Annotated in this window: 10 protein-coding genes and 1 pseudogene; 3 read left to right on the forward strand and 8 right to left on the reverse strand. The window is 44.1% G+C overall.

Features of this window, described 5'->3' with window-relative positions; genetic code table 11:
• Positions 1-4: 4 nt before the first annotated feature.
• Genes ACRRU2_RS14135 through ACRRU2_RS14145 form a run of 3 tightly spaced genes read right to left on the reverse strand, consistent with a single transcriptional unit; the run spans position 5 to position 3,035 of the window.
• Positions 5-1,063 carry a BMP family lipoprotein gene (locus ACRRU2_RS14135; RefSeq protein ID WP_432502539.1) on the reverse strand — a complete coding sequence of 353 codons (1,059 nt, stop codon included), beginning with the start codon at positions 1,061-1,063 and terminating at the stop codon, positions 5-7.
• 44 nt (positions 1,064-1,107) lie between these two features.
• Positions 1,108-2,034, reverse strand: a complete 927-nt coding sequence (rbsK, locus tag ACRRU2_RS14140; RefSeq protein ID WP_432502541.1) for a ribokinase — start codon at positions 2,032-2,034, stop codon at positions 1,108-1,110.
• Positions 2,031-3,035 (reverse strand): LacI family DNA-binding transcriptional regulator, encoded by a 1,005-nt coding sequence (locus tag ACRRU2_RS14145; RefSeq protein WP_432502543.1) that lies wholly within the window; start codon positions 3,033-3,035, stop codon positions 2,031-2,033. Before ACRRU2_RS14145 ends, rbsK begins: the two co-directional genes overlap by 4 nt.
• Before the next feature lie 317 nt (positions 3,036-3,352).
• On the opposite strand from ACRRU2_RS14145, the gene ACRRU2_RS14150 reads away from it, so the two are divergent.
• From ACRRU2_RS14150 to ACRRU2_RS14160, 3 genes and pseudogenes are all read left to right on the forward strand, one after another.
• Positions 3,353-3,583, forward strand: coding sequence for a hypothetical protein (locus ACRRU2_RS14150; protein ID WP_432502545.1), 231 nt, complete (start codon positions 3,353-3,355; stop codon positions 3,581-3,583).
• Positions 3,577-4,698: pseudogene (locus tag ACRRU2_RS14155) on the forward strand (recombinase family protein); the annotation flags it as partial. The gene ACRRU2_RS14150 and the pseudogene ACRRU2_RS14155, both read left to right, overlap by 7 nt.
• Before the next feature lie 397 nt (positions 4,699-5,095).
• Positions 5,096-5,272 (forward strand): LuxR C-terminal-related transcriptional regulator, encoded by a 177-nt coding sequence (locus ACRRU2_RS14160; RefSeq protein WP_432502547.1) that lies wholly within the window; start codon positions 5,096-5,098, stop codon positions 5,270-5,272.
• A 94-nt stretch (positions 5,273-5,366) separates the two neighbouring features.
• Here ACRRU2_RS14160 and ACRRU2_RS14165 read toward each other — a convergent pair whose 3' ends face one another.
• The 5 genes from ACRRU2_RS14165 to ACRRU2_RS14185 all read right to left on the reverse strand — a co-directional run bounded on the left by ACRRU2_RS14165 (position 5,367) and on the right by ACRRU2_RS14185 (position 12,340).
• Positions 5,367-6,044 (reverse strand): sortase, encoded by a 678-nt coding sequence (locus ACRRU2_RS14165; protein WP_432502549.1) that lies wholly within the window; start codon positions 6,042-6,044, stop codon positions 5,367-5,369.
• Positions 6,041-6,490 carry a GtrA family protein gene (locus ACRRU2_RS14170; RefSeq protein WP_331701372.1) on the reverse strand — a complete coding sequence of 150 codons (450 nt, stop codon included), beginning with the start codon at positions 6,488-6,490 and terminating at the stop codon, positions 6,041-6,043. Before ACRRU2_RS14170 ends, ACRRU2_RS14165 begins: the two co-directional genes overlap by 4 nt.
• Positions 6,483-7,472, reverse strand: coding sequence for a glycosyltransferase family 2 protein (locus tag ACRRU2_RS14175; RefSeq protein ID WP_432502551.1), 990 nt, complete (start codon positions 7,470-7,472; stop codon positions 6,483-6,485). The genes ACRRU2_RS14170 and ACRRU2_RS14175 overlap by 8 nt, the downstream gene beginning before the upstream one ends.
• A 22-nt stretch (positions 7,473-7,494) precedes the next feature.
• The gene (locus ACRRU2_RS14180; protein WP_432502553.1) at positions 7,495-11,328 is read right to left on the reverse strand and encodes a glycosyltransferase family 39 protein; all 3,834 of its coding nucleotides are present in this window, start codon (positions 11,326-11,328) and stop codon (positions 7,495-7,497) included.
• 292 nt (positions 11,329-11,620) lie between these two features.
• Positions 11,621-12,340 carry a YhcN/YlaJ family sporulation lipoprotein gene (locus ACRRU2_RS14185; RefSeq protein WP_331701369.1) on the reverse strand — a complete coding sequence of 240 codons (720 nt, stop codon included), beginning with the start codon at positions 12,338-12,340 and terminating at the stop codon, positions 11,621-11,623.
• Between the last annotated feature and the right edge of the window lie 57 nt (positions 12,341-12,397).

The raw sequence follows: 12,397 nt of genomic DNA on the forward strand, positions 1-12,397 counted from the left end.
CCCCCTAGTTTACTTTGATTTCACCGCTAACCAACTTCGCTTGAATTTCTTCCACCTGATCGCGGATAGCTTGCGGCACATGTTGATTGTAAAGATCGTCTTTTGCAAGACCTACTCCATCCTCGTTAAAGCCCAGCGATTCATTGGTGCCGAATGGAAGTGTTTCTTTCTGGTACAGATCAATCGCACGGTAGATAGAGCTGCCTACGTTTTTAAGCATAGATGTTAGAACGTGGCCCGGCTGCACATTGTTTTGGTTGCTGTTAACGCCAATTGCATATTTATTCACTTCTTTAGCTGCTTCAAGACCGCCGATACCGGATGGGCCTGCTACTGTATAAAGAATATCAACCTTTTGTGAATTGAATTGGGCCATACTGAGCTCCTTGCCTTTTGGTGCGTTAGTAAAGTCGCCTACGAATGAAGAAATAACTTTCACTTCCGGATCAACATATGCTGCACCTTGCTCATAGCCTGATTTGAAATCATTAATAATTGGAATATCCATACCGCCGAGAAAACCAATCGTTTTCTCAGGATTTGCCTTATCAAGCTCTTTGCTGTTTGTTACAATCGCTGCAAAAGCTCCTGCAAGGAAAGAACCTTCCTTTTGATCGTATTTAACAGAGTAGATGTTTGGCTCATCTGTAATTGTTTCATCGAAGTAAATGAACTTTTGATTCGGGTAACGTTTTGCGAGATCGATTGTAATTTCTTTCATTTGGCTTGTGCCCACAACAATTACTTCGTATTTCTTGCTGGAAACCATCGACTCAAGACCGATCGGCCAGTCAGACTGGTTGGCGCCGCCTTGAACTGCTTTAAACTCAATGCCAAGCTCTTGCTCGGCTTTTTTCAGGCCTTCATTAGCAGAGTCAAAAAATCCGCTGTCGCCTAAGTTACCGTTTACATAATAGCCGACTTGAAGCTTAGCTTTTGTATCCCCGCCGTTATTGGACGGCTCACCTTTTGTGCCGCCTGAGTTGCCTGATCCGCAGCCTCCCAAAATAATTGCAAAGGCTAACAGTGCTACGCCAAACTTGCCAAAAATGCTTTTTTTCATAATGCTTGACCCTCCGTAATGTTTTTTAAAATAATTGCTCGCAGTTAGTTCGTTAACGAATATATAAATTTATTAACTGCTTCGATGCTAGGCATGCCTGTTTGAGCGCCAAAGGCTGATACCGCGAGTGCGGATACACTGCCAGCAAAGGTTACGGCTTGTTCCAGACTGTAGCCGGAGCTAATGCCAAATGCCAATCCGGCATTAAAGGCATCTCCCGCTCCTGTTGTATCCACAATCGGAACTTTATGCGCAGGCACCTTCTTTAAAATGTCTCCCTTGCGCTTGAAGGCCGATCCTTCCGAGCCTAGCGTTGCAACAACGCATTCCGGCCCTTGCTCCAGCAGCGCATCCATTGCTTCCTCCAGGCTTGCGGAATTCGGGTCCAAACCAGTAAGCAAATATAACTCTGAAAGATTAGGAGTAATATAATTTACTCTTTTCAAAAGCGCCTGCGGAAGCTCTGCTGCAGGAGCCGGATTCAGGATGACCGGCTTACTATGCTTTTCTGCCAGCTCGGCTGCAGCGCTTACAGTTTCCAAAGGTATTTCGAGCTGCATCAGCACCAAATCAGATGCTGCAATGCTTTGCTCCAAATCTTCAATAGACTCGGGCAGGCAATATGCATTCGCTCCCGGCACAACGACAATTTGATTATCATCTTCTGCCAGAAGAATGGATGCCATGCCTGTTGAAGTTTCTTCTACTTGCTTAATTCTCTTTACTAAAACACCGCTGGATGTCAGAGACTGAATGAGTGTCTCACCAAACGCATCATTGCCGATAAAAGCGATCATGTCGACCTCTGCGCCTAAACGAGCTGCTGCTACGGCTTGGTTTCCACCTTTGCCGCCAGGAATAAAATGGACGCTTCGTCCGGATACTGTTTCTCCTAGCTCAGGCAGCCGATCCGCTTCTACGACAATGTCCATATTTAAACTCCCGATAATTGTAATGCTTGGTCCTTTCATGAACCTCTTTCCCTTCTCGTGGAGCCTCTAACAATTAGTTCGACATCAAATTCATAGTTTTGCTCTTCAATTTGAACGCCTTCAATTTTTTTAATAAGCAATCTGGTAGCGAGAGCTCCCATATTATAAATCGGCTGGGCAATCGTTGTGATTTCCGGCTCAGTAATTTGAGACAGCTCGATGCCGTCAAATCCACATAGTTTAATTTGATCAGGTATTGATTTTCCCATTCGCTGCAGCTGCTTTAATGCGCCTACCGCCATTAAGTCATTGCCAGCAAATATTCCATCTATATCCGGATGACGTTCCAGCAGCTGTGCTACCGCTTCCATTCCGCCTTTAATATTAAAGCCGCCATCTGCCATTAAGCTAGGAGAATACCAATTTTGCTCTTTGGCAATCGCCTCATAGCCTTGCAGCCTTTCCATCGCTGTAGGCGCAGCCTGCGGCCCATAAATATGGGCGATTTTTTTACATCCTTCGTCAAGCAAATGCTGGACAGCAAGTCTAGCTCCATCATAATTTTTTGAGCGCACTACATAGCATGTTCCTTCCCTCGGCGCTCTATCCAGAACGACAAGCGGAATGTTCGCGCTGTTCATCATATTTACATCAGCTGTTCGAAGCGTGCTAGTAGCAAACAAAATGCCATCAACATAGCGCTTTTTCAACATCGTAATATAAGATTGTTCCTTATCCATTTCATTGTCAGAGTTGCATAAAATAATGCTGTAGCCGTACGTACGTGCTATATCCTCTGCTGCTCTGCCCAGTTCAGCGAAGAACGGGTTGGAGATGTCGGGAACGACGAGAGCAATCGTTTCCATTCTTTTAATGGCCAGTCCGCGGGCTACCGTGTTAGGAACATACTGCAATAAATCAATAGCTTCCTTCACTGCACGCTCAGTTTCTTTATTTACGTAACCACTCTTATTCAGCACCCGGGACACCGTGGCCACGGACACACCCGCCAATTTGGCTACGTCTCGGATTGTAGACATGCGCCCCCCCCTAAAACAAAATGTGTAACCGGTTTACTATTACTTAAAAATTATGCCTGTACTCGCTTTTAGAAGAGCTTTCCAGGCTGTAACAGCAATGTTTTTGGTAATAATCACAATTTTGAAACAATGTGTAACCGATTACTTGTTTGCATACCTATAATAAAACCTGTGTCGAAAGTTGTCAAATAGAATTTTTTAGGAAAGTGCATATTGTCCTAAAAAACGCGATCAAAATGGAATGTTCTGCAGCTATTCGCATAGTACGAGCCAGCAAAAGAATACATTTGTAGAAACCTTTGAAAAGGAGTGATCGTATGCGGCAAAAACCGGCCGACAAGCAGCGCCAGCTGTCCATTACCTTTCACGAAGGAGCTTCGGAGCTTGAACAGATTATCGATCGAATGGCCGCAGCAGAAGCAGAACAAATGGACCATCATGGACAGCATGCCATACAGAATAAAAATTTATACGAGAATACGTCTTCCCCGCAGGCTTTATCGCGAAACGTTCAAGAGTCCACTGGAAGTGACGGATCATTATGCTGATTAAAAAATCAAATATAACCGCTATCTACGTAAGGGTCAGCTCCACCAAGGAAAGCCAGCAATACAGTCCAGAGCATCAGGAAGCTGTCTGCCGTGAAAAAGCAAGGCAGCTGCAGCTGCAAATCGATGAACGCTATATTTATGAAGACCGTGATACCGGCACAAATATTGTGACAAGGCCAGCCATTCAGCACATGCTGAAGGAAGCGCAGCAGCACCAATTCGACAATGTTATCTTCGCATCGCTTTCCAGATTTTCCAGAGATACACTCGACTCTATTTCACTTAAAAGAATGCTCGTTAATACGCTTGGCAAGCGATTAGTGGCCATCGATGAAGGCTATGATTCCGATGTGGATCGTGATGAATTGAAATTTCAAATTATTGCGGCCGTCAATCAAAAACACAGTGAGCAAATCAGCTTCAGCTCACGCCGCGGCAAACGGCAATCAGCGCTTAAAGGGAATTACACAGGAAGCATTCCCCCGTTCGGCTATAGAAAATCTGTCATTTCAAACAAAAAAACATTAGTGCCAAATCCTGATGCGATGCCCGTTGTGCAGTTAATATTCAAGCTCTATACGATGCAAAAATGGGGTGAGCGGGCGATTGCAGCTTATTTAAATGAGCAGGGCATTCCTTCTCCGCGCAGCGGCCTATGGGGAGTAAGCACGCTGCAGCGCATATTACAAAATGAAGCGTATACAGGCGTCAACGTGTTCGGCAAATATGAAACAGCCATTATTTATAATGACATCAGCGATATGACCAATCGGACAAGAAAGCTAGTTCCACGCGAAAAAGAGCTCTGGGAAAAAGCCAGGCAACCTGTTACTCATCAGCCGATCATTAGCGCTGAGCAATTTCAAGCAGCACAAGAGCTGAGGCTGCTGCGCGGCGGAGGTACAAGGGGCGGCGTCCGGCAAATCAAAAATGTGTTGGCAGGACTTATTTATTGCAGCCATTGCCGTTCAGCTATGGTATCGATGACCTCTACCCGGCGTTCCAGCAAATCTACAAAAATCTACCGATATTTAATTTGCTCCAAAAGGCGGAGACAAGGGGCAAAGGGCTGTGACAATCACTATTGGCTGCCCTATGAAGCTTTCAAGCAGCGGCTTCTGCAATTTTTAAGCTTGCAAATGCGCGCTGTCCGGACTGTACCGGAGCTGTATGAGCAATTCATTCATCAATCGGACACGAATGACAGCAAACAAAATAACCGCATGAACAGGCTTGAAAAAACGCTGGAAATGAATCGTATGCTGCTGCTTAGCTTAAGAAAGGAATGGATAAATGGCACATTGGATGAAAAGCAGTATCAATTTGAAAAGAGGCATATCGAGGCGGATATTGCTCATAAGGAGCTGCAATTAAACCAATTGCCTGATGCAGAAAAGAATAAAAAAAATAAAGCAGAGGCCGAACTTAGAGTAAAGCAGGCACTCTCAGACCTGATCATGCTCAAGTTCGAAGAAACGGAGCAATTCGATAAGCTTCGCTTTCACTTGCATGAGCTTATCAGTGATATTAACGTTGCAAAAGATGGCAACATCCAGGTATGCACTACGTTTAAGCATATCGCAACGACTTTCAAACCACATCTCGAATGTCATGCAGAAACTTAATGTTAAGGGTCGTTCACAAGCGGTTGTTGAGTTAATTAGGCTTGGGGAATTGCATATCTGATTCATCAGGTAATTTCTCTTAGCAATTGCTATATAAATGATGCGACATTAAAGGGCCTTTCAGCAGCATGGCTGCATGAAAAGCCCTTCCTTATTTATTCTGAAATTTTGGCATGCACGATTAAGCGATGAGTTGGATTTACGACAGGATTGCAAGTAATCAGCGTCAGCAGCTTATCAATTTTGTTATAATTAAGTACGGAAACATCCGTTGGCTCCACGATCGATACCTTATATACCGTGTAATCAAACGTTTTGCCGCCTGCCGTTACTTTAATGCTGTCGCCTTCAGCTACTTCATTAAGGCGATTAAATAGCCTGCCTTTTGTTTTCATGCGGTGAGCAGCAATAGCAGCATTGCCGATTTGACCGAATTTTCCTGTTTCTGTAAGGTGAGCAGCTGCATACTTCATATTTTTTTGTGTTGCTCCCTCTAGGACAGGCAAGCTTAAATTAATGCTTGGAATTTTAATAGTTGCAATCGGATCAGGCAGAGCTTCTTTTTCCGGCTCTTTCGATGGTTCCGGGTCTGGCTCTGGCGAAGTTTCTACTGCCGCTTCCACCTCTGAATTGCCGGGCTCCGAATCAAATAAAGCAGTAAGCGTATTAAATTGGTCCTGTGCCGTCAGCTCCGCGCTTTCCTCCAGCAGCTCCTGCTCCCACTCCTCGAGCATCTTTTCCTGAATACGATTATCATACCACTGAGCGCCTACCGGATAAACAACGATGAGCAAACCAACGACGATCAAAACATAGGCAATCCACTTCTTCATGCTTTTCCCTCTCCTTCCTCTGCAATTGGCTGTTTAATAAACACCCAGCGCTTATTGCCGTAAAAGTTAATAAAAAGCACTGATAGTGTAACGCCAATTTTGGCAATAGCCGCGTTCATATGAAGCCATTCAATAGCGATGGCCATTAGTACAACCGATAACAGCAGCATACTTAAATTCCAAATGATAAAACGAATACGGCGTGCGCCTTTATGCAGACTCGTCAAATGCTGGCTCTGCTGCTTGAACGTAAAGCGGCTATTAAGCAGATAGCTGTTAAGCATCCCTGCCATATAGCCGATAGCCTGAGCTGCGCTGGCATGAACGGAAAAAGCGAGCAGAAGTGAGAAAACGGCAACATCAATCGCTGTATTCAGAAGACCGACCATATTAAACAAAACGAATTGCAGCCCCGTCTTTCTCCATGCAGCCGGCTCGCTACTCATTGCGAAGCTTCTCCAGTTCCGCAGCAGGCTGCTGCTCTTGAGTTATGCTGCCATCAGCATGTCTAATAATATATAGCGGTCTGTTTTTGGATTCATCATAAATACGGCCGATATATTCCCCAATCACACCAAGAATCATTAAAATAATCCCGTTGAATATAAGATTGATAGCAATGATGGATGCCCAGCCTGATTCGGTCGTCTCCGTAAACAGCCTTTGCCAGATGACAACCAGCAAATATATAAATCCGCCTAAAGAAAGCGCAAAGCCAACATAGCTGGCAATTTTGAGCGGCTTATAGGAAAACGAGGTAATGCCGTCAAGCGCAAACTTGATCATTTTTTTTAGCGGGTATTTTGTCTCGCCCGCGAAGCGCTCCTCACGCACGTATTCAACGCTTGTTTGTCTAAAGCCAATCCAGCTGATCAAGCCTCTGACGAACCGGTTTTTCTCCTTCAAGCCGCGCAATACATCGCATACCTTGCGATCAATCAAACGGAAATCGCCCGTATCAACAGGGATTTCCACATTGGTCATACTGCGCAGCAACCGATAAAACATCATCGCCGTCCATTTTTTAAACAGCGTCTCACCCTTGCGCTTTTGGCGTTTGCCGTATACAACCTCATAGCCTTCCTTCCACTTTTCGATCATCCGCAAAATAACTTCCGGCGGATCCTGCAGATCGGCATCAATAACGACGATCGCCTGCCCTTGCGCATAATCCATGCCTGCAGTTATCGCAATTTGATGACCGAAATTACGCGAGAAATCGATCAATCGGACGGTGGAATCATTTCGTTTAATTTTTTCTATAATTTGTACCGTTCCATCCTTGCTGCCATCATTCACAAAAATGAGCTCAAAGCCCGCTTTCGTTTGTTTCATCACTTCGCTAAGGCGAAGGTAAGTATGCTCAATTACTTCTTCTTCGTTATACATAGGTACAATTACGCTGTATGTTACAGCTGTAGAATTCATTGCTTTTCCTCCTGCAATTAGATTAGAATACCCAGCTTGGGAACCAGCGCAGTATATAATCCACATACCATTTAGGTACAGTCAGTCCCGATAAAGCTGGATAAAAGAGCAGGAATAGTCCGATTGCTGCTGCCAAATAAATATTGCGTATTGTAACAAACCTCGGATAACGCTCTTCTACTAGTTTAAACAAATAAACAATGCTTATGATCATAAAAGGCACCATCGCAAAATAATGGTACAAAAATGTTTCGCGGGTGACAAGCATCCAAGGTATATATTGCGAGAAATACGCGACCCATACCGTATACATCGCTTTATCGCGGCGCTTTACACTTAACCATACTGTAGCAAGTATGGCAAATAAACCAGTCCACCATAGAATCGGATTTCCAAGCGCAACAATAGTTGCTTTCATGCCTTCGCCTAAATTATTGCCCGAGAAATACCAAACCGGCCGCTTCATAAAGGGCCATTCCCACCAAGAGGAGCTGAAGGGATGCGAGGAAACGAGATTGCTATGGTAGTTGAACATATTTTTTTGATATTCAATAAATGCTTTGAGCGTATAGCCGCCGTCCATTACTTTCAATACAGGGATGTACGACAACATATAGATAGCTAGCGGAACAGCAACATAAAAGATGAGACAAACCGCTAGTGTCGAGAAGAGATAACGCGGAAACTTCTTCTTGATTTGAGCAAGCTCAGCCAATTTCCATTGCTTTTCTTGCACAGCAGCATCTGCTATATCCGCATCCTCTGATTTATCAGCAGTGTCTTTGCGCAAATATCGTTTAGCCGCAGCATATTCCTTATAGCGATCGATTAGCGACAGCGCCAGCATAACGGCAAGTCCCGCTCCGCCGTATACAGCAATCCACTTGGCTGCCACGCCCAAGCCGAACATAAGTCCCGCAAGACCAAGCGGGAGCAAGGTGCGCAAAAACCTGTCCTGATAAAAATTCATCTGCACATAGCGGTGCATAAAATAAAACATGAGTATAATAAAAAACACGCCATACACATCTATCGTTGCAATTCTCGTCTGCGAGAAATGCATAAAATCTACGGCAAATAAGGCAGCAGCCAGCGCTGCGTATATCGTTCTGCCAAAAATGCGATGTGCAAACAAATAAATGATAGGCAGCATAGCAATGCCCAGCACCGTACCCGCGATACGCCAGCCGAATGGATTAAGGCCGAACAGCTTGATTCCGATCGCCAAAATAAGCTTGCCTAACGGCGGATGAGTGCTCTCATAAGCAACGATGCCTTCAATATTTTCATAAGCGGTTCTCGCATGATAAATTTCATCAAAATAACTGCCATAATAGAAATGATTCGTTTTGATCATCAGCTGCTGCTCGTCAAACAGCTGCGCAACATTGCCTCTGCGCGCGTCTTGCGCGTCTGCATCTACTATTGACGCAATTGGCAGCGGCTTGGTTGCACCTGTTTCATAGATGCCCAGCTCATGCATAGAGAAGCCTGACCCCGTTACCGTCAGCTTCACATATCTTGCTTCTGTGTTGACTTCAACGCTATTCCAGGCGAAAACAGAAACATGCGTGCTTTCTACATCGATCTTATTGGTCCACTGATCCGGTTCAAGCGCAAACTCCAAGGCATACTTGCCCGAGCCTACGCCGCCAAAGCTTGTTACACGCTCCAGCTGCTTCGTCTCGCCCAAATCAACATAGAAGCTTTGTCCGCTGCTCTTCGGCTGCCAAACAGTGACTGGTCCTTTTGTCGAGCCTAAATTAATAAGCGCTACAGCTGCATAAATCGCAGTAATAGCCAGCATAATGATTCGGTCCTTACGCAGGAATTTCGCTTTATCGGTCCCATTTAACGAGCCTTTGCCACTGCCTATAGCATCCAAAGTATTTTTGTCCTGCATTCCCTGATCCATCAATTGGCAGCTTTTTCGATTCCCGCGCACATACAGATCAAAGCCTGCATAAAGCATGTACAGAAGCAGAGCTATATTGACAATCGAGCATAAAATAGCTATGCCCTCAATCGGAATTTGTGCTGTCTGTTTGCTGTAAGCAAGCACAATGCTGGCATTAATAAAATTCGTCATGGAAAAGCCGAAAAATATGTGCAGCATTCTGCGGTCAAGCGATTGAATATATGCAAAAACAGACAACAAAACGATAGGGAACATATATCGCTCGTGCATTTTGGTTACAAAAATAAACACTACCGCAATGAGTATCATTGCTAAATAGTAAGAACGAGTAACTCTTTCGTCCTCTAAAGCCGCCGTTATTTTACCGGATTGCTTAGCTGTTACGGAATAATAAACGGCTAAAAGGACAGCTGCAAAAACCCCTAATAATCCCCATGCCGAATAGGGTATAAGTAAAAATTTTTCAGATAATCCGGCCCAGTTGCCGCCGGTTAAAATGTACACGTTAAATGAATTCAACGTTGCATATGGATAGGAAGATAGAGTCTCCTTGTACAAATCAATTAAAGCTTTTATTCCGCCATGTCCAGCGAAAAATGGCATTGCTAACAGCAAAAATGTAACAAAGCCGGCAAACGCACTCGTCAACAATTCCTTCCATTTCTTGCGATGCAGCAGCATAAGCAGCAGTACAGGCATAAATATAAAAGCCTGAGGCTTCACCAGCGCTGCCACAGCAAACCAGATTGAAGCTTTGACGATTCTTCGCTCGGCCATGCCCTGTACGGACAACACCAAAAGCAGCGTAAAGATCGAATCAACCTGACCCCAAGCAGCTGAATCCGTTACAATAAGCGGATTAAAGGCGTATAGCAGAGCAAGCAGCAAAGAGCCTTTCTCGCTTAATTTGGCACGTGCTGTACGATAAATTAAATATACAGCAACGCAGTCTGCCAGTATGGCTGGCAGCTTAATCAACAGAAGCGACAGCGCTGAATTATAATCGATCGACAGCCATTGATGAAGCTTGCCAACTAGAAATAAAACATACATATAGCCCGGCGGGTAATCTATAAAAATTTCGGTACTGTAAAATCCAAATATGCCGTTGTTGACCGCATGCTGTGCCCAATATTTAAATAAGGCAACGTCATTCGGATAACCATGATACATAACGGCAATAATAACCCGAATCGCCAGCGCTGCTAAAAGTAAGGCAGCTAATAAATTTAGTTTGCTTGTCTTTTCCGGCTTAAGCTGAACGCTTGCTTGATCCATTCTACGAATGGCAAATCCGTAAAAAAACAAGGAGAATACAGCTGCGATCAGCATAATCGGCCACATTGAAATCGGCCTAACCGCCTGCTCCGATGAGTCGGAAGCATTATTATTAACGCTGGGCTCAGCCGAGAACACTTCCACCCCGGTCGGCGCCTTGCTGACCTGCTGAATTTCGATTTGATCGAACCAGGCTTTCCCTGCATTTAAACGGCCATAACCGCCAGCGCTAAGCCCGATCGTAATCTCTTTCTGCTTCTTGCCTGTCTTCACATAAATTTCGAGCTGCTGCCATTGTCCGGCAGTATCGAGCAAGTGAGGATAAAAAAGCGCCGCATCCTCAATTTGAATATGTGCGCCAGCTGAGTCGCTTCTAAAGCCTTCAGCTTTTATAAATGCAGAAATTCGATAAGTCGTGCTGCTTTTCACCGGGACGGTTTGAGTAAACCGCGCATGGTTTTCAAGCTGGTTATGTATAAATAAACTGGAATGACCTTCGTAGCTTTCGGTCTGGTCGACCGTATAAATCGTTGTATCTACGCCTTGATCCCAGGCTGCATGGCTCCAGCCGTCCGCCACGCCGTTTGTAACCTGTTCGATATTGCCATTGCGCAGCGCAATGGTGCTGTCCGCGGCAACCGGCATGACAAAATTCAGCATTAGTATTAAGCCGATAATCGTAAAAGAAAAAAATCGTTTAATAGGTCACTCACCTCGTTATTGTAAAATCGCCATACAATTACTTTATCCAATCCGGTCGGGCTGGTCAATGATTGTTAATAAATAGAAAATTACTTTTAACAAGGATATACGGCTCCGCCTTCCTTTGAAAGACGCTTTTACCGATAAATGATAAGAACAAGTTTATAGAAAAAACTTTTAGATTTTTATCATTCAAAATAAATTGTCCCAAAAGCTGCACGTCAGGCTTCTGGGACAATTTTTTCCTGCGCTATTCTAAAATACGGCCGCCTTTATTAGAAAAACCACGATTATTGCTGGCATCCGTACCTGATACTGCCGGAAACACACGGTCAACCATTGCGTTGAATTCAGTGATAAAGCCTTGAATTGGATGGCCTAATGAAACATCCGTCATATATCCTTTCATACGGCCTACAAAATCCGGATTAGCAGAAACGTATACGTGATCTGTTTGAGGGCTCATTTGCTTCACTGTATCCGCTACTTTATTTTTAATGTCACCCGTCAGTTTTTCATCACCTGTAGCCATTGTATTCATTTTTTTATGCATATCGACCGCTTGATTGCCCATCTGGCTTAGATTTGTGCGGCTCATCATTTTATTATTTTGCTGTGGAAGATTTTCATCCTCAAACGATACGGCAACATAAGCATTGTTGTTCGTAAGCATAACATAAGAAGATTTAATGCCTTCAATTTTTAATAAACGATCAGATATTTCCTTGCTCATTTCCATACGATAATTTTTATGATTGCCAATCAAATTGTTGCCATTTTGCTGAACGCCATTAATATGGTTCATTTCATTTTTCTGATCATCTGCGAATCGCTTATCTTTAATAATGGTTGTTCCATCGATAGTCATATCTCTTTGCCTGATTCCATCATTTTTAGTTGTCATTGCGCAACCGCCAAGAATAGCAACCATCATCACCGCAGAAGTAATAAGCAATAATAATTTACGCATTGTAAGCCTCCTGTATTTGTTGTAGTTATTGTTCGCACACGTTTAGACTGAGCTTTT

The organism is Paenibacillus sp. GXUN7292 (genome assembly GCF_050864975.1).
Taxonomy (GTDB): Bacteria; Bacillota; Bacilli; order Paenibacillales; family Paenibacillaceae; genus Pristimantibacillus.